11 protein-coding genes are annotated in these 18,902 nt (G+C 43.6%); 4 read left to right on the top strand and 7 right to left on the bottom strand.

What is annotated here, in order from left to right:
* The first annotated feature begins 272 nt into the window (after positions 1–272).
* The gene (locus ABD894_RS03875) at positions 273–2,678 is read left to right on the top strand and encodes an ABC transporter permease (protein ID WP_345209676.1); all 2,406 of its coding nucleotides are present in this window, start codon (positions 273–275) and stop codon (positions 2,676–2,678) included.
* 305 nt (positions 2,679–2,983) lie between these two features.
* Here the strand turns inward: ABD894_RS03875 and ABD894_RS03870 are convergent, their stop codons facing one another.
* Positions 2,984–4,513, bottom strand: a complete 1,530-nt coding sequence (locus tag ABD894_RS03870) for a serine hydrolase domain-containing protein (protein WP_345209675.1) — start codon at positions 4,511–4,513, stop codon at positions 2,984–2,986.
* Positions 4,514–4,653: 140 nt separating this feature from the next.
* On the opposite strand from ABD894_RS03870, the gene ABD894_RS03865 reads away from it, so the two are divergent.
* The 3 genes from ABD894_RS03865 (at position 4,654) to ABD894_RS03855 (ending at position 7,033) form a co-directional block, all read left to right on the top strand.
* On the top strand, positions 4,654–5,667 hold the full coding sequence (locus ABD894_RS03865; protein WP_345209674.1) for a sensor histidine kinase: 1,014 nt from the start codon (positions 4,654–4,656) through the stop codon (positions 5,665–5,667).
* Positions 5,657–6,361: a LytR/AlgR family response regulator transcription factor gene (locus ABD894_RS03860; protein ID WP_345209673.1), complete on the top strand. Its 705-nt coding sequence runs from the start codon at positions 5,657–5,659 to the stop codon at positions 6,359–6,361. Before ABD894_RS03865 ends, ABD894_RS03860 begins: the two co-directional genes overlap by 11 nt.
* 81 nt (positions 6,362–6,442) lie before the next feature.
* Positions 6,443–7,033 (top strand): HD domain-containing protein, encoded by a 591-nt coding sequence (locus ABD894_RS03855; RefSeq protein WP_345209672.1) that lies wholly within the window; start codon positions 6,443–6,445, stop codon positions 7,031–7,033.
* A 129-nt stretch (positions 7,034–7,162) separates the two neighbouring features.
* On the opposite strand, the gene ABD894_RS03850 is transcribed toward ABD894_RS03855, so the two are convergent.
* From ABD894_RS03850 to ABD894_RS03825, 6 genes are all read right to left on the bottom strand, one after another.
* A complete protein-coding gene (locus ABD894_RS03850) occupies positions 7,163–8,563 on the bottom strand; it encodes an alpha-amylase family glycosyl hydrolase (RefSeq protein WP_345209671.1) in 1,401 nt (466 codons plus the stop codon).
* 39 nt (positions 8,564–8,602) lie between these two features.
* Positions 8,603–11,059, bottom strand: coding sequence for a glycoside hydrolase family 31 protein (locus ABD894_RS03845; protein ID WP_345209670.1), 2,457 nt, complete (start codon positions 11,057–11,059; stop codon positions 8,603–8,605).
* Positions 11,060–11,112: 53 nt separating this feature from the next.
* Positions 11,113–12,165, bottom strand: a complete 1,053-nt coding sequence (locus tag ABD894_RS03840; RefSeq protein ID WP_345209669.1) for a SusE domain-containing protein — start codon at positions 12,163–12,165, stop codon at positions 11,113–11,115.
* A 14-nt stretch (positions 12,166–12,179) separates the two neighbouring features.
* Positions 12,180–13,775 carry a RagB/SusD family nutrient uptake outer membrane protein gene (locus ABD894_RS03835; RefSeq protein WP_345209668.1) on the bottom strand — a complete coding sequence of 532 codons (1,596 nt, stop codon included), beginning with the start codon at positions 13,773–13,775 and terminating at the stop codon, positions 12,180–12,182.
* Positions 13,776–13,796: 21 nt separating this feature from the next.
* On the bottom strand, positions 13,797–16,772 hold the full coding sequence (locus ABD894_RS03830; RefSeq protein ID WP_345209667.1) for a SusC/RagA family TonB-linked outer membrane protein: 2,976 nt from the start codon (positions 16,770–16,772) through the stop codon (positions 13,797–13,799).
* Positions 16,773–16,985: 213 nt separating this feature from the next.
* Positions 16,986–18,533, bottom strand: coding sequence for a DUF6377 domain-containing protein (locus ABD894_RS03825; RefSeq protein WP_345209666.1), 1,548 nt, complete (start codon positions 18,531–18,533; stop codon positions 16,986–16,988).
* Between the last annotated feature and the right edge of the window lie 369 nt (positions 18,534–18,902).

Below are 18,902 nucleotides of genomic sequence, written 5' to 3'. Positions count from 1 at the left end.
AATATGGTGCCCTGTCTTATTTAGATTGTCTATTTGAATATTTATTTAATTTGTGTTATTAGGTTATTAATTGTTTAAGTGAAATATTGAAACAACCGAACTGCCTGTAATAAATATTCTGCAACCGCACACTTACCGTACGAATACGAACACCTGTTTATGATTTTATTTTTTTTAATTAACACATTATCAATGCTTTAAATTGATGGCATTTGTTTTGGATACATCGGTTGATATTTTATATTCTTCTGATACCTTAATACCTGAATCAAATGTTTAAAAACTATCTAAAGACAGCATTAAGAAATTTATCCAGGCATAAAATAAACGCTGCTATTAATATTACAGGTTTGGCTGTGGGCTTTGCCGCTTTTCTTTTAATATTTCTTGTGGTTGAGTATGAACAAAGTTTCGACCGGTTTCATGCCAAAAAAGACAGGATATACCGTATAGGCAGGGTTGGTAAAAACGCAGATAAGAACGGCTACCGTACAGGAGTGCCTGTACCTGTTACAGCAGCGTTACGCGCAGAGGTATCGCAGGTGAAAAATGCCGCCGCTATACAGGGATATGGTGAGGTGCAGATAGTAGTGCCGGGTGATGGTAATACTGGTTTTAAAAAGTTTAAGGAAATGCACGGCGTGTTTTTTGCCGAGCCGCGGTTTTTTCAGATGTTCGATTTCGCAATGATTGATGGCGATTTTAAAACGGCGCTTAGTGAACCAAATATGGCCTTGTTAACTAAAGCCACGGCCATAAAATATTTTGGCGATTGGAAAGGCGTAATTGGCAAGCCACTTAAAATGGAAGGCCATATGGTTAAGGTAGCCGGCGTTCTTGAAGATCCGCCGTTAAATACCGATTTTCCGTTAAAGGTTGTGTTGCCATATATCCCTATTGCTAAAAACAACGCCCAAAACTGGTCGGGTATAAACGATAATAATTACTGTTTTGTTGAACTGGCTTCCGTTAGTACGCCTGAGCAACTTGAAAGATCACTTGCTGATTTTACAAAAAGGCATATCCAGCCGGTAGATAAAGGCTACGATTTATCTTTACAGCCTTTAACAGAAATACATTACGACGCGAGATACGGCAATTTTACAGGTCGTACGTTTAGTAAAAATCTTATTTGGGCGTTAAACCTTATCGGCCTGTTCCTGGTAGTTGTGGCCTGTGTTAACTTCATCAATTTAACTGTTGCGCAGGCTATTAATCGTGGTCGTGAAGTGGGTGTAAGGAAAGTACTTGGCGGAAGCAGGCTACAATTGGTACTTCAATTTTTGGGTGAAACCGGTGTTACCAGCTTATTTGCTTTCGTAATGTCTTTACTCATCGTTGCCTTTTGTCTGCCTGCTGTTAATAATTTATTAGATATCCATCTATCAGTTTCAACATTATATAGCGGCAGGTTGATATTGCTAATGCTTTGCTCGTTGGTGCTGGTGTCCTTAATTTCAGGGCTATACCCGGCGTTGGTACTTTCAGGGTACAAACCGGTTGTTGTTTTAAAAGGTGGGGCGGCAGGTTCTGATCAAAAAGCAGGGGTTTTATTCAGGCGTGGTTTGGTGGTTTTTCAGTTTGTGATAGCCCAGGTGCTTATTATTGGCACGCTGGTGGTTACATCACAAATGGACTACTTTAATAATGCCGATATGGGGTTCAGAAAAGACGCCGTTATTTATGCAAACTTCCCCAATGATAGTACAAGCCGTACAAAAATTGATTATTTGCGCGGTGAACTGCAAAGAATACCGGGTGTAAACAAGGTTAGTATGAGTATGTATACACCAACTGCAGGAGCTGACGGCTGGGCTACCGGTTTACAAACGGAAGGTAATAAGACCGATAAGCTTGATATGATAGTGAATATGAAGATCGCCGATCCGGATTTTTTCAGCGTTTACAATCTTCCTATTGTTGCAGGCAGAATATACTTTCCCGCCGATACCATGCGTGAGTACGTGGTTAATGAAGCCGTCATCAGCAAATTGGGGATACGTAATGTAAATGATGCCATCGGGAAACGAATTAACGTGGGTGGCAGAACCTTGCCTATTGTGGGCGTAGTGAAAAACTTTCATAATAACTCGCTAAGTGACCCTATTGAGCCGATAGTATTAACCACTGCAAAAAGACAATACAGTTTAGCCAGCATGCAGATCGACCTTGGCAAAGCAAAATCGGTATCTGCCGCTATGGAAAAACTATGGAACAGTGCTTTCCCTGAGTATACCTTTGAATACCATTTTATGGATCAAACCATAGCCGATTTCTACAAACAGGAAAGCCAGCTTTCGCAACTTTATAAAATATTCTCGGGCATTGCCATTTTTATATCTTGCCTTGGGCTATACGGCTTGATCTCGTTTATGGCTGTTCAACGCAAAAAAGAGATCGGTATTCGCAAAGTTCTCGGCGCCCCGGTTAAAAATATAGTCATCCTTTTATCTAAAGAGTTTACTCTTTTAATTGTGTTAGCATTTTCGGTTGCCTCGCCACTGGCCTGGTTCTTTATGCACAAATGGTTGGAAGGCTATAGCTTTCATATTACCATCGGTATATCGTTCTTCGCTGTTACTATGCTATTCTCTATATGTATCGCCTGGCTAACGGTAGGTTATACCGCTATAAACGCCGCGCTTGAAAACCCTGTAAAGAGTTTAAGGAGCCAGTAATATAATTAATAACTATTGGATATGGATGATTGCTTCAATGATCAAAACCTTGATGCAGGGAGTGCCAATAGTCCAGTTTCTTGCCGACAAATCAAATTATTATAAGATATGCTGCGTGCGCCTGCAAGGCATAATACATATTAGGTTAATTGAAAAGCTCAACAAATATTAACGATCAGCAATTTTATAATTGGTAAAATTGCTGATCAATTGGGTTTCGAAGATCCGTAATCATTTAGTAAATTATTTAAGTCGACACCCAACCTTCTCTACTGATATTCAGAGCGAATTAATTTTTTGTCGCGCTATTTCGTTAACAATTGGCTCAATATTCTTTTACCATCTTCGTTCCCAGGGTTCAACGCTATTGATTTTTGATACATCAGTATGGCGTCTTCCTTTTTACCCCTGTCTCTTAACAGTTGCCCGTAACTATCATACGTATTATAACTATCAGGGAAAATAAAGGTGGCCAGTTTAAATACTTCGAGCGCCATTTCGCGGTGACCCGGGAAGGATGACATGTAGAAAAGGTTATAACCCAGATCGTTCATTTCGCCTTCGTTTAAATAATAGGCTGCTTTATCGGCCTTGTTTGCATTGAAAATGGCAGCGGCATGGTCGGCACCTTGTTTAACCAGCGCGGTGCCGTAAAGTGTTACTAACGATTTGCTGGTTCTGAATACCATGGGCGCTTGGTTATTTAATAATGATAAAGCGGAAGTGATGAACCGTCCAAACTCGCTCCCGGCCGTATTATCAAAACCGATAATGGTTTGATTTTTTGTAAGGTTGTGCAGATAAAAAGTAGCAAGCCCGAATTTAAACCCGCCATGTCCTACAGATCTGCCAAAAACGGGCTGATCAAAAATTTCCCAGCCTAAACCATAAGCCATCTTTCCCTCGCCGTCCATGGTGTCCATTCGGTGGTCGTAATATACGGTTCCGTTATTCAATTTAAGGGGAGTAATCGCTTCTTGCAGGGTGCTCGTTTTAAGTAGTTTTCCTTTAAAATATGCCTGGTCAAACTTTAACATATCGGCGGTGGTACTCATAACGTTTCCCTGCCCGGTGGTGCCGCTGTTATTATAAGTGAGGTACCTGTATCGCGAAATAGAATCAACCGCTACAAAGGTAGAGTCGTATCCGGGGTGTGGTTTCATTTGCGGTTGTGCAATCAAACCTTCGTTTTTTTGACCGGGAATAGTAATATAGCTGTCTTTCATCCCCGCAGGTGCGAAAATGTATTTTCTGATATAGGCCGTGAACGACAAGCCGGTTACCTTTTCAATCAGCAGGGCGAGTAAATTATATTCGGTATTACAATAGCGAAATTCATCGCCGGGTTTAAAGTATAACCCGCGTTTCCATTTGTGCAGTTCGGGCAATACATTACGGTTAGTAATAACCGTATCAGGAAACTGTTTCACCAAATCCTCAAACAATTCCAAATCGGGAAGCCCGGAAGTATGGGTTAATAAATGACGGATCTTTACGTCTTTAAAAGGGAAGTCGGGGAGGTGCTGAACCACAGCATCATCGAGGTTGAATTTTCCTTTATCCCTTAACTGTAAAACAGCCGTCGCTGTTATTACTTTTGATATTGAAGCCAGGTTAAAGCATGATGCAGGTGTGTTGGGCGTTTGAGTATTAAAGTCGGCATAGCCCGAAGAAAAGTTGATAATAGCCCGTCCATCATCGGCCACTAAAATATTACCGTTATGCTGTTTGCGTTGCTTTAGTTCTTCAAAATAAGCGTGAATTGGTTTTGGCTGGGCCGATAAATATACCGGGCATAGCCATAACAGGTACAAAAAAAGGAATCGTAATTTCATGATCGTTTGTTTTAAGTTTCAGCCAAAGTAGGCGGTAGGAAAATGCACGGCCCAAGACATCGTTCAACTGCCCAAACACCTCGACAAACCGACAAGTGCTTCTTATACAGGCGAGCACAAATTGTGATAACTTTGATTGTATGAAGAAAAGGATACCCTTATTCTCTTTTACCTTTTTAGTTTTTTATGTACTGGTTATTGTTGCAAGGCAATTGCCCGGATTAGTGCATGGTCGCTTTTCTTTTGGTGAAGGCAGCCACAGCCTTGCCGAGTGGCTGCAATTTGCGGGCGACATCCTGATCTATTATCTGCTGGCGCTGACTGCATATTTGTTACTGTGCCGGTTTCATCCACGCAGGCAATACCTGCAATTGCTATTTGGTGTGCCGCTTGTTTGCATAGCTACATATTTTTGTTGCCTGTTTTGGACGAGGGCTTTTGAAGACGCCCCCGTGCGGATGAGCCGTTATTTTCAGTTCATTATTATCCCTATCAGCGCACAGGTATTCTTCGCAACCATATTTTACCTGGTGAGGTACGCGCAGTATAAAGAATTGCAACAGGTAGAATTGCAGCTGCAAAACCGGCAGACCGAACTATCGTTTCTTCGCTCGCAGATCAACCCGCATTTTCTGTTTAACCATCTCAACAATATTTACGCGCTGGTGTACGAGCAAAATGCCCAGGCTTTACCGGCCATATCCGGATTGTCGGAATTGTTACGGTATATGTTGTACAATACCAACGAAACGGTTCTGTTAAGCACCGAGATCGGCTATATCGAAAAATATATCGCCTTACAGCAACTCCGGTTTGAGCATCCAACCATGATAACGATAACAAAGAGCATCATTGATGAAGCCGCACATATTCCGCCGCTGTTATTGATCCCCTTTATAGAGAACGCCTTTAAACATGGACAGGTGCGCGTAAAGGAAAATTGGCTTAAAATAGAAATAAACAACGATGCTAACCGGTTAAGTTTCAGCTGTACTAATGTAACCGGTACCCAAAAAAAAGATACTACCGGTGGCATTGGCCTCAGCAATGTAAAACAGCGGCTCAACCTGCTCTATCCGGGGCTGCACCAACTTGAAATTACCGAAACTGATCACCTGTTTGTGGTAAAACTGCAATTGCAATATGGAAAGTAAACAACTGATACGCTGTATTATAGTGGATGATGAGCACCCGGCTATCCGCTTGTTATCCGGTTATGTTAAAAGAACGCCCGGACTCCAGCTGGTATTGCAAACAACGAGCGCGGCCGAAGCGCTTGAGGCCATCATAAAAGGAGGAGCAGATTTAGTATTGTTGGATATACAAATGCCGGAGATCACGGGTATCGAAATAATGGAATCGCTCAAAAACAGCCAGGCTAAAGTGATACTTACCACAGCCTATGCGGAGTACGCGCTGGAAGGGTATAAGTACGACGTTATCGATTACCTGTTGAAGCCTGTCACTTTCGAACGTTTTTTGGTTGCCATTGCCAAAGCCAAGCAACGTATTAGTAACCTGCTACCGCAACAATGTTCAGGCTATTTGCTGTTGCGGACTGAATACAAAGTTCAAAAAACAGATTTTTCTACTATTCTTTATATTGAAGGTCTGGGCGATTATCTCATCTTTTACCTAACCACAGGCAAGTTGATGACGCTTGAAAGAATGAAGAATATTGAACAGGCATTGCCCTATGAATGCTTTGTACGCATACACAAATCATACATTGTAAACATTAGTAAAATTGACTATTTTGAAAAAGCTAAAATTGTAATAGCCGGGCAGCATTTGCCGATTGGCGATACCTTTAAAAATGCTGTTAAAATAAAATTGGGTTGGTATTAGCAATACTGATTGTTTTGATTCTCGCGATCTCCCTTGCTTTTAATTACAGATAACTATATTTGCAATGCTTAAATAGAACATATGAATTTTGAGCAACTTCAAAAACAAGTAGATTTCATTCACGAAATCGATAAGTTAAAATACATACAACGTAAAACACGCCTTTTCAACAGTAACCGTACAGAAAACGATGCCGAGCATAGCTGGCATCTTGCATTAATGGCGGTAGTATTGGCCGGGCACAGTAATGAAGCCATTGATCTTTTAAAGGTTATAAAAATGCTGCTGATCCATGATATTGTGGAAATTGACGCGGGGGATGTTTTTTTATACGATACCGTGCTAAACCACACCAATACAGCGGCAGAGCTGGCGGCGGCCGAACGAATATTTGGCTTACTGCCTCAGCATCAGGCACAGGAGCTTATTTTGATTTGGGAAGAATTTGAAGCAGGTGAAACCGACGAAGCGAAGTTCGCCCGTGCAATGGATAGGTTTGAGCCACTGCTACAAAACCAGTCTAACAAAGGAGGCACCTGGGCAGAGTTTAATGTGCCTTATGATAAGGTTGTTGAGAAAAAAAGCGTCATCAAAAATGGTTCTGCTATTTTGTGGGATTACGCCAAAAAGCTTATCGATAGCAGCGTAGAAGAAGGCATCTTGAAAAAGTAAAAATAGGGTTAGTTATCAGCGCAATCGCTTATTGATCCATATCGACTGATCGAAGCTAATACCTAACAAAAAAAGTCCCCCGGAACCACCCGGAGAACTACACACATTTATTAACATAACCAATTATAGTTATTTCTTTAATACAACATATTCAAAAGGTTGCATTTGCCTGCTGGTAGCCAGTGTTACAGCGGCGTTGGTATAAGCGTTTTTCCAGGTAGTATTTTGCAATACTGCCGGGATGTCGTAACTGAATACGGAATTTTTGGCATTCACCAATACCAGCACGTCATCGGTTCCGGCTTTTTTCTCGAAGGCGATAACGTTGGTATTGCCGTAAGTGGTAAGCGCACCGGTTTTGATGGCTTCGCTCGCCCTACGCAATGCGATGATCTTTTTATATTCGGCAGTAATATCCGGGTTGGTTGTCCAGTCGATAGGATCGTGCTTGAAAAAATCTATCTTTTTAGGGCAGCCTACTTCTTGTCCGTTATATATCAACGGCGAGCCGTTCATATACGCGGCCAGCACAAAAGCCGCCAGTGAACCCTGCTTGCCCTTGTAAATATCAATAGCGCTGCCATCTGATGAGGTAACATCGTGATTAGTAATGTACCTCAATTTGATAGCGCCAGCGGGTAAGGCATTATACTCGTTGGTATTGGCGGTAAATAAAGCACTTGGCGCCTGTGTTTCCGCGAAGATGCCTTTCAGCTTATCGTAAAACTCGAAAGCGTAATTAAACTGAAAACCAGCGGTAAACTGTTCTTTCTTGCTACCCTCGCCCAGTAGTACCAGTTTACGGGTATTGAATTTTTTGAGTGTATCTATAGCCTGTTGCCAAAAATCGGTCGGGATAAAATCAATGGCATCGCAACGGTAACCATCAACGTTGGCAGTAAGTACCCAGTATTTCATCGCCCTGATCATCGCTATGCGCATGGCCGCGTTATTATAGTTTAACGCTGCAACATCGGCCCAGTTGGTGCCAACCGGACTAATAATATTACCGTTGCTATCCTGCTGATACCATGCTTTATTACTGATCCAGGCATTATCCCATGAGGTATGGTTGGCTACCCAATCTAAAATTACAGCCATGCCGCGTTTGTGGGCTTCGTCAACCACGGTACGTAAATCGGCCAGTGTACCAAATTCGGGGTTAACGGCATTATAATCCTTTACAGAATAGGGCGAACCTAAACCACCGGCCGATTTCAACACGCCAACCGGGTAAATCGGCATAAGCCATATTACGTTAGCGCCCAGGTCTTTGATTGAGTCGAGCCTGTTTTGCAGGCCTTTCAGGTTAGCTTCCTGGCTAAAGGCACGCAGGTTAACTTCGTAAATTACGGCGTCCTTGCTCTCGGGCACAGCGGCAAATGGGGTGCCGTAAGCCGCAGGATCTTTATAAGTATCGGTAGGAGGCGGCACAACAGGTGGCGTAACAGGATCCGGTTTTACCGAACCCGATTTGCTACAGTTGATCGCGCACACACTTACCAGTAATAGAAATAAATAAGCTTTCATTCGGGTTTTAATTTTAACACTTATCATCATCACTTTTTGTTAGTAGTTTATTTTTATAGCCCCGTCATCATTTTTAATAACAGCAACTTTTATAGGGCAGGTTTCAGGCGCGTAGGCACTTCCTTGCGGATCGGTATTGGCAGCCGCGGCTAACCATCCGTACCTGCCATCTTTTAATGGGATCTGCTGGTCGCCGGTTTTCAACCCGCTTACGTCAGTAAAGCCATGCAGCGCCAGTTTAATCAATTTGAAATGACTTTTAAAGCTGCCATCTGCCTTGCCGAAATTGATCTGTTTAATAGCAGGATCAAAGCTGATAGCGCGTTTGTAATAGCTGCCTTTTTCATAATCAAAACTTTTACCGTCATCCTCATAATACACAAAACTGCCGGCAGTATCACCGTTGTAAATATGTATGGTAAGGGTATCGTTAGGCAACTGGCCGGTATTTTGGGTAAGCGATTGCATAGGGATAATACTGCCGCCTTTTACATATACCGGCAGCTTGTTTACGTTTAGCTGAACAATTTTATCCTGCTCGCCTGCCTGTAAGCCATCGTTATACAGATCGTACCATTTACCTGCCGGGAAATAGATCTTGCCGTACTCTTTGCTGCTTTCAAACGGCGCTACTAAAAAGGCTTTGCCAAACTCATATTGGTTTTGAAACTGCGCGTCGAGCACACGAGGATCGTGTGTGTAATTGATAGCCAGCGAACGCATTAAAGGCAAACCTTTTTGGGTGGCCTCGTAAAAGTTGGCGTAGATGTAAGGCAGCAACTGGTACCGGAGGCTGATATAGTTGCGGGCAATATCCAGCACATCTTCACCATAGCTCCATGGTTCGCTTGCTTTGCTGTTTAACGCGGTATGGTTGCGGTAATAAGGCGTAAACGCGCCAAGTTCTATCCAGCGGGTATATAATGCTATTGTTGGGTTGCCGGTAAAACCGCCAATATCCATCCCTGCGAAGGCAACACCACTTAGGCCTAAACTATTAATGAGGCGTACGCCTGCCAGCATGTGGTCGTCTTCGGCGCGGTTATCGCCAGTCCATATCGCGGTGTAGCGTTGCAGGCCTGCATAACCCGAGCGGGTAAGGATAAAAGGACGCTCTTTGAACTGTTCCCTTGCGCCCTCATAACTTGAACGGGCCATTTGCATACCGTAAACATTATGCGCTTGCAGGTGATTGGCTTTTTTGCCATCATAATCAAACAGCACGTTATGGGGCATTTTTTGGCCCCAGGTGGCAATCTCATTCATGTCGTTCCAAATGCCGCTTACGCCCGATTGCGCGAAAAATTTCACCTCGTTACGCCACCACGCACGGCCTTTGGCACTTGTAAAATCGGGGAAGTTACACCAGCCCGGCCAAACCTGCCCGGTGTAGGCTTGCCCGTCGGGGTATTTAATATAAATATCATCGCGTACGCCGCGCTCGTAAGAACCCGCGCCTTTTTCAACCTTAATACCCGGATCAACAATTACCGTGGTTTTAAAGCCAAGGCTGTTGAGTTCGGTATTCATTTTTAGGGGATCGGGAAAGCGGTCTTTGTTCCAGGTGAAGAGCTTGTAGGCATCCATATAATGAATGTCTAAAGTGATACCATCTGCCGGGATGCGTTTTTCGCGCAGGGTATGGGCTATCCGCATTACTTCTGCCTCGGGGTAATAACTGTAGCGGTTTTGCTGGTAACCCAATGCCCATTTCGGTGGCATAGGCATACGCCCGGTTAACCAGGTGTACGAGGTAATAATATCAGCTACTTTTTTATGGTAAATGATATAGTAATTAGCCTCGCCGCCATGCGCCCCGAAGGAAGAAAAACGGTTATTGCTCGCCCCGAAATTAAAATCGGACTGGTAGGTGTTATCAAAGAACACCCCATAGTTTACATCATGATGGATGCCGATGTAGAATGGGATGGTAGAATACAAGGGATCTTGCGTAACCGCGTAACCATAATTATCGCTGTTCCAGTTGGTGTAGCCATTGCCTTTACGGTCGAGGTTGCCTGTTTTTTCGCCAAGGCCTACAAAATGCTCATCATCCTGCATTTTCTTGTATACGGTTACCGCGTCGCCTGCCCATGAGGTACCAAGGCCTGTTTCATCCTGGTTGATCACTTCGCCCGATGGGGTATAAAATGCTACAGCGAACGGCTTTTTTTGAATTACCGCCTTTAACGAATCTGTAGTAATGGTGATCTGCTTGTCGTTTTGCTCTATGGTGTTTTTTACGGTTAAGGGCTTACCTGTTACGGCGTACGAAAAATCGGGAGCAAGCTTTTTCTTATCGATACGCACCCGTATTATCGACGGCGTGTAAATGCTCACCTGCGCATCGGCATTATCAATAGTGATATCAACCTGTTGCCCATTCACTTTTACACCTGTAACGTTACCAATTTGCAGCACCGCAGATTGCCCGAAGGCCTTTGCCGATAGCAAAACAGAAAGCAGGGAAAGCGTTAGTAAATAGTTAAATTTCATTTAAAAAGGGATAAAACGGTCCCGGCCTGATGGCCGGGACTGATATAACAGAATTAGTTTTTCACTATGGTGTAGGTATAGCTATCGGGTGTGTTTTGCCGCATATCGATAGTTATGGTGTAGCTGCCTGCCGATGAAATGTTAACCGCATCGTTGGTTTGTATCAGCTTGCCGCTAAACTGGGCGCTGCTTGCCGGGCCATAGTTTAGGTCCCAGTTGTTGTTGGCCCTAAATTTTACGGCACCTTCCACCAAATTGGCGGTAACCTTCCATAAACCGGTTGCTGCGCTGTAAACCATTGGGGTTGAGTTATCCCAGCCACCGCTGGTAGCCGAACCTATGATACCAAATGAATCGACCAGTTTATACGAATACGTAAGCGCGTTAACATCTACATTAAACTTATAATAACCCGGCGCGGCAACTACAATGCCGCCCTTTAAGCCATCGGTTGTTAATTTACCATCGCTGGCAAAGCCGTAATTAATGTGGTTCCAGTCGGGTGCCGAAGTAAACTTGAACTCACCCGCGGTAGCCATGTATACGTAACCTTCATATTTTGAACCCTCGGTATTGTATATAGCCACGGCCAGTTCAGGTTTCCAATCCTGGTATGCACCGGGTACATTTAGCTTTAACCTTTCGGGGATGATATCCTTATAGGTCATCACCTTTATTTTGATGGGTTTTGATATCACACTATCCTTATTAAACACGGTGCGTACCCTTATCTCAATTTCCGATTCGGCATTGGCCGGTAAGCTCAGCGTGTTAAGCACGGTACTGTTAATGTTAGCCTTGGTGGTTGATAATGAGTCGGACGTGGTAGTGCCCAATGCAACGGGGGCAGCAAAATTGTTACCGGCCTTATCAACCTGTACGGTATAACTCAGTTCTGTTTTAACACCGTAATCGGCCTGTGCCCAGCGTATAACTACCTTGTCGTCCATATTGGTTTGGGTAACGCTTATGGTTGAGGCATCAGCCGGTAATTTTATTGCCGGTGAACCCGGGTTGTCGCTTTTTACTGCAACTATATTATTATCCTTTTTACAGCCAAATAAGGCAAGGGCAATTAATACAATGGTATATATTGATCTTTTCATGATTTTCTGACGGATTAATAACCAGGGTTTTGAGTTAGGTTGTTGTTCAATAACATATCAGATGCCGGTATAGGGAATATATTGAAATGGGCATCGGTGCTTACACCTGCCATTACATTTCCTTTAAAATCCCATAGCAGGCTGCCGCCTGTGAATTTGCCAAAGCGAATCAGATCGGTACGGCGCTGAAACTCCCAGTAAAACTCGCGGCCACGCTCTTGCAGTAAAAAGTCGAGGTTAAGCTGACCCGAGTTGATGTTGCCGCTTGCGCCTTCATAAGCACGTGTGCGTAAAGCGTTAACATATTGCAGCGCTTTGCCTGCATCGCCGCCTGCACCACCGCGTACGGTAGCTTCAGCATAGTTCAGGTAAACCTCGGCCAGTCTGAACAGCGGGAAATCAGTTTCAACAAAAGTACTGTTACCGCCTTGTGCCCCTGTTGAGGTAATGTTTTTCCATTTGGCTGATAAGTAGCCTTCGGTAAACACGGTTGGGTGCGTAATGGTAAGCGTTTGCCCAGCGGTGTGGAAAATAGCGCGTTTATCGGTATTGCCCGATGGATCAGCGAATTGTGTGTTGACAAAAGCAGTGGTCAACCTGTTCCCACCCCAGCCGCCCGAAGCGATACCGAAAGTATTGGCAGCATCTTCTGAGCCACCTACACCGGCGTGGATAATAAAGGTTACATCACCATAGCTCCTTGAGCTTGCCCCGCTCGACGCGATAGGCATAATAATTTCGTCCTTGATCTTATCGTTATCGGCCAAAAACAGTTCGGGGTATTTGCCATGCAGCGAGTATTTGCCTGCACCAATTACCTCATTGGCATATTTAATACAATCGCCATACATTGCTGTACCGGTGTATACCTGCGCGTTAAGATATATGCGGCTCAACAATGTCCATGCTGCGGCACGGTCGGCACGGGCGTATTCGTTGGCACCCGGCTGCGGCAGTAAATCGGCAACGGCCTTAAGCTCGCTTTCAACGTATTTAAACAGATCGGCACGTTTAATTTGTTTAGGTAAAAACGCACCCGGTTTATCTGCCTCGGTAACAAAGGGTACATTACCGTACAGATCCATAGCGCAGAAGTAGTAATAAGCCCTTAAAAAACGAGCCTCTGCCTGGTAAGCGTCAATCTCAGTTTTTTGAGCACCGCTCAAGCCGCCTACGTTATCGTTCACCGCGCGGATCATCTCGTTACAGTAGCTGATATTGATGAACAAACGCTGGTACATCAGTTTAATATAGTCGTTATTATCCGACCATATATGGCCGTGGTATTCTACCAAACCACCATCGCCCCAGGCATTGATGCATTCGTCGGTAGTAACTTCCTGCGCGTTCCACCAGCCGCGGATAAAGGCGGTTGTGCCTTCATCGGGTGCCGATATTTCGGGTGCGCCGGCTTCGCCTTTTTGCCCTGTTAATGATAGGGTTGAATATAATTTGGCTAAAAATTGTTTATAGGCTTCGGGTTTATCAAATACCGTTGCCGAGGTAGTTATCTTCGGATCTTTAGGTTTTACGTCGAGATCTTTTAAGCAGGAAGTACCAAGTACGCCTGAAATTAAGATAACAGCTATTAATGATCTATTCAGTTTCATGATGTCGTTCTTGCTAAATAATTAAAATGTACAGTTAAGGCCCAGCTGGTATATTCTTGCCCTCGGGAAGAAGTTATTATCCAAGCCACCGGAGATCTCCGGATCGAGCCCCTTGTATTTGGTAATTACGAATACGTTTTGCACGCCCGCGCTTACACGCAGCTTCAGCTTGTTAAACTTAGGCACGTTGTAACCCAGGTTAACGTTATCCATACGGAAGTATGAAGCTTTTTGAATGTAGAAATCAGACATGTTGGTTTTTAACGCCGTGGTGAACTGTGTTTCTTCTGCCGCCTTGGTTTGGTTGGCTATATAACCTAATGATGAATACAGGCCACGATAAGTACTGCCCGATGCTACGTTATTGTAGTTGTAGTTACCCAAACTCAACCTGCCCGAAAAGGCGAAGTCCCAGTCTTTGTAAGCAAGTCTCGAATTGATACCCATTTGTACGGTAGGATCCGGCTTTTTGTAGATGTACAAGTCGCTGCTGTTGATAACATTGTCATTATTGCGGTCAACGTAGGCATCCTCAATTGGCTTGCCGTTGCTGTCGTAAATTTGCTGATATACATAGAACGAGTTAAGTGGCGAACCTACTTTTTGCGCCTGTATGGTATTAAATGTGCCCGATATACCGCCAACCTGTATAATGGTATTATCATTAGCGTTTAGTGAAAGGCGGGTGATTTTATTTTTGTTATAGCTGATATTATAGCTCAGGTTCCAGCTAAAGTCTTTTTTGCTTATCACTACCGCATTCAGACCCAGCTCTAAACCACGGTTTTCCATATTACCTACGTTGGTTAGTACCGTAGCAGCGAAATTGGTACCGGCAGCAGCGTTAACGATGCTCAACAGATCTTTAGTTTTACGGAAATAGTAATCGATGGTACCGGTTAACCTGTTATTTAGGAAACCATAATCTAAACCGATATTGGTGGTAGTGGTAGTTTCCCATTTAATATTGGCATCGTAACCATCGGGGCGTAGGGTGTTGTAAAAGGTATCGCCCAGTTGGTAGCGCGATGTTTGATCGCTCACGGTAAACTTAGCCAGGTAAGGGTAGTTATTACCATTGTTCAGATCTTGCTGACCGGTTACACCGTAGCTCACGCGCAGTTTCAGATCAGATACTGTATTGCTGTTTTTCAGGAAGTCTTCGTCCTTAATTCTCCAGGTGAACGCGCCCGCAGGGAATAGTCCCCAGCGTTTATCCTTAGCGAATCTTGAAGTAGCATCGTCCCTTACGGTAAAGGTTAACTGGTACTTATCTTTAAAAGTGTAGTTCAACCTGCCGAAGAAAGAGATGAGGTAATACTCGGTAATGTAATCGTTAGGTGGCTGCGGCGCGGTCATTTTAATATCTGATGATGTGCCGTGACCTTCTCTGTAAAAATGCGACCATGAATAACCGGCCGTTGCATCTAAACGGCTGTCTACAGCCTTCAGGTCTTTTACATAGTTAAAGTAAAAATCAACCAGTTGGTTCTTCCTGCTCTCTTCGTAATTGCTTAAACGGCCGCCTGCTACTACAGGTATATATACCCATTGCGTACTGTCACGGGCATTGTTATGGCCAAATACTTTGGCGTAGTCGTAGGCAAGGTTCAGGTTGGCACGCAGTTCGGGCAAAAAGTGCATTTTGTAATCGAACTGGGCGTTACCAATGCTTCTGCGTACGGTCGATTTATTATCCGTTAAATCCAGCTGGGCAACCGGGTTGGCAGGTGCCAGTGTTACCGGGTCACCATTGATGTTGGTATTGCCCTTATCCGTCCAGGTAGTATAACCCCTCCAGCGGGTATTGCCATTGTATACCGGTTTTGTAGGATCATAATTAATGGCATTGCCAACAGCGCTTTGCTCTGCAAAATTGTTAAGGTTGTACAGCCCCTTAACGTTTACGTGGATGTTCAAATGGTTATTCAGCAAGCTTGGGTCTAAACCGATAGCCAGTGTAGTGCGCTGAAAATTGTAAGTTTTCAAAATACCATCGCTGTTGTTATAGCCTAAGGCTACACGGTATGGCAGGTTTTTAGCCGTACCCGATACACTCAGGTTATGATCTTGCCCAAATGCTTTTTGGTAGATCTCTTTTTGCCAGTCGGTACTGGCGGTACCCAATAAATTAGTTACCGCGGTATTGCCTGCATATACTTTGTTCACTACATCCCTAAACTCATCGCCGGTATAAACATCCACTTGTTTGGGCAATACCGATAACGAGGTAGTTACATTGTAATTCAGTTTAAGCTCTTTTGAACCACGCTTGGTGGTGATCAGTAATACACCGTTTGACGCACGGGCACCGTAAATAGCCGTTGCCGAGGCATCTTTAAGTACGGTAATATTTTCTACATCATTAGGGTTAATGGTGTTCAATATATTAGCCGAACCACCTAATGCTGTATTATCAATAGGCACATTATCAATAACGATCAGCGGATCGTTACTCGCATTTAGCGAAGCCCCGCCACGGATGCGTATGGTTGATGTATTGCCCGGCGCGCCGCTGGTTGAGGTGATTACCACACCCGGCAGTTTACCCACAATAGCATCCTGTATGGTATTTACAGCGCCGCGGTTAAAATCTTTAGCGGTAACTACGCTTATTGCGCCTGTAGCGTCGCTTTTACGCACGGTACCGTAACCAATAACCGCTACTTCGTTTAAAGCGAGTGTAGATGGCTCCAGTTGGCCGTTCAAACTTACCGCGCCGCTTACATTTACAGGGTTCTCCTGGTTTTTATAGCCAATAAAACTTATTACTACGGTTTGCGCACCGGCGGGCACATTGCTTAGCTTATAAAAGCCATTGGCATCTGTTGAGGTGCTTATTGATTTGCCTTTTACTACTACTGTAGCGGCCGGCAGCGGGAGGTTATTTTCATCAACCACCTTACCGGTGATGGTGCCCGATTGGGCGAATACCCAGTTTGACAGGCAGACAAAAAGTAACAGCAACCCGTACTTTAAAGAGTAGATCTTTTCCATTAAATTTAGTTATGGTTAAAAAATTGGTTTATAACAGACGAGCTTGGGGCTCAATCATAAACCAAAGGAAAGGAGCTTGGCCGTCAAAAGCAATTTATCAAAAGCCGATATAGAAAATACAAAACAATAATTGGTATAATGTATTATTTATCAATTATTTGTATTGTAAATAAACCTGCAGAATATAGAACTTATATAGCCTTAATGTAGATATTACACCGCTTGTATTTCCATTATACGGTCTTCAAATTCATCATTTGGGAGGATGGATTTGGTTTTTACGCGGTTTTTGTAAGAATATATGGTGTTAACCGAATAGCCCAGAATTTTTGAGATGCGGTCATTATCATGTATCCCCATGCGGATAAGGGCAAAAATACGGAGTTCGGTATTGAGTAATTGCCCTTTCGGGATCACTATTTTTTCTTCGGGCTTAAAGTAGGAATTAAATATCTCGATGAAATCGGGAAACAAGCGGAGGAAAACCTTATCGAAAGTATTGAACAGTTCCTGGCGCTCGCTTTCGAGGTTGAGCTGGTTAATGGTTTGCAGCGCATCTTCATAGCGTTTATTGGTCAGCTTCTTATCCAGCGATTTTTTAAAGTTCTCCAGCTTATCCAGGTAAATGGAATTAATATTAAAGTAATAGCCGATATATTCGTTTTTGATGGTATTGGCTACACTCAGCTTCTTATTTACTTCTTCGAGGGCGGTATTGGTTTCGTGCAGGCTTAGATTGGCCTCCTGAATAATTTTATCTGCCGCGCGTATCTTTTTAAGCTGACGGAAACTGATCACCGCGAAAACGATCACTGCCACCACCAGCAGCGTAATGATGAACGAATAGGCATATAACAACCTTTTCTGATGCTCTATCTGGTTGATCCACTGGGCTTCAATAATGGGGAGTATGCTGCTGATCTTTACCTGCCTGTGCAAAGCCCCGTAAAAGGTAGCCTCGTCCATGGCCTGCTTAATGTATACATAGGCATTTTTAATATCGCCCTGCTTAAACAATATATCGGCCAGTTTATAGCTGGCCACGGTTTCTTTAGTGGCCGATTCCACATCGGTAATAGCCGCACGGATGAGCAGTTCTACCGATTGCTTCTTCTTATCGCCCGTTACCTCGTAAATATAACTCAGGCAGCAGGCGTTTATGGCGAACTGATGAGGTGTTAAGCCCGATAGTTTAAGCAGTGCTGTATAGGTTTTTTCACCATCCTCAAAATCGGCGGTACGCAAATCCTTCAATCCTTTTAATTCGAGGTAACTGTAGCTGCCCGGCTTACAAAGCGCCAGTGCCGAATCAATACAAGCTATCCCTTTCGGGTTATAAATCGCGGTATAATCCGGACTCCGGTTATAATCGGCCAGATCAAAATAGCTGCGAGCCTTTAAAAAGAAATATTCTACCCTGTCGTTATCAGGCAAGGGTTGCAGGTTAATACTGTTCAATACCTCCAACGTCTCTTTAAACAAGCCGGAAGAAAGCAGCGTAAAGGCCATTTTCATTTTGGCGGTTGCTATCAATACCGGTTCGTTGAGTTGGGCCGCGGTGGTTTGCAGCTTTTTGGCATAGCTGTAAGATGAATCGTAGCTGAAGGTTTTATACTCATCGTATAATTGCAGGTACACCGTAAACCGGTCGCGTGGTGCGGCGGTATTGGCCAACTGTTCGCGGAGTGCCTTTATCCTGTCTTGCTTTTGGTTAATGTAGGTTTCTTTATTGTTGAGTACCTCATTTAATTTATTAAACAAGCTATCATTTACCTGTGCGTATCCACAAAAATTAACACATAATAATAAGAGCAACAATAAAAAATACCTGGTTGACTTCATTTATTCAGAAAACAGCGAATTGGCGTTTATAATCAGCTAAAGTTATAAATATACCGCGAATTAAGGCCATTTAAATTGACAAGATGAGCAGTTGAGGTGATTTTTATGGATGTGGTATTAAATATGTTTTTATAGATATTACAGCTTAGATTTTGTTAGGTTGGTTTTAACCGATGTATAACATGCTCCTGTCAATCTTACACATCACCGGGAGACAAACACAGCATTGTACTAATATTTCGTTTAAAAATAAGCATTTGGTAATTTAGGCTCTCTCTAAACACTTAT

This window comes from Mucilaginibacter gynuensis, assembly GCF_039541195.1.
GTDB lineage: Bacteria > Bacteroidota > Bacteroidia > Sphingobacteriales > Sphingobacteriaceae > Mucilaginibacter > Mucilaginibacter gynuensis.
The sequence above is the reverse complement of the archived record's forward strand: the minus strand, read 5'-3'. Positions and strand labels throughout refer to the sequence as shown.

Excerpts from the sequence above, each read along its gene's own strand:
- ABD894_RS03840 (WP_345209669.1), bottom strand. The coding sequence starts at position 12,165 with ATGAAAAGATCAATATATACCATTGTATTAATTGCCCTTGCCTTATTT.
- ABD894_RS03830 (WP_345209667.1), bottom strand. The coding sequence starts at position 16,772 with ATGGAAAAGATCTACTCTTTAAAGTACGGGTTGCTGTTACTTTTTGTC.
- ABD894_RS03845 (WP_345209670.1), bottom strand. The coding sequence starts at position 11,059 with ATGAAATTTAACTATTTACTAACGCTTTCCCTGCTTTCTGTTTTGCTA.
- ABD894_RS03875 (WP_345209676.1), top strand. The coding sequence starts at position 273 with ATGTTTAAAAACTATCTAAAGACAGCATTAAGAAATTTATCCAGGCAT.
- ABD894_RS03855 (WP_345209672.1), top strand. The coding sequence starts at position 6,443 with ATGAATTTTGAGCAACTTCAAAAACAAGTAGATTTCATTCACGAAATC.
- ABD894_RS03870 (WP_345209675.1), bottom strand. The coding sequence starts at position 4,513 with ATGAAATTACGATTCCTTTTTTTGTACCTGTTATGGCTATGCCCGGTA.
- ABD894_RS03850 (WP_345209671.1), bottom strand. The coding sequence starts at position 8,563 with ATGAAAGCTTATTTATTTCTATTACTGGTAAGTGTGTGCGCGATCAAC.
- ABD894_RS03865 (WP_345209674.1), top strand. The coding sequence starts at position 4,654 with ATGAAGAAAAGGATACCCTTATTCTCTTTTACCTTTTTAGTTTTTTAT.
- ABD894_RS03860 (WP_345209673.1), top strand. The coding sequence starts at position 5,657 with ATGGAAAGTAAACAACTGATACGCTGTATTATAGTGGATGATGAGCAC.
- ABD894_RS03835 (WP_345209668.1), bottom strand. The coding sequence starts at position 13,775 with ATGAAACTGAATAGATCATTAATAGCTGTTATCTTAATTTCAGGCGTA.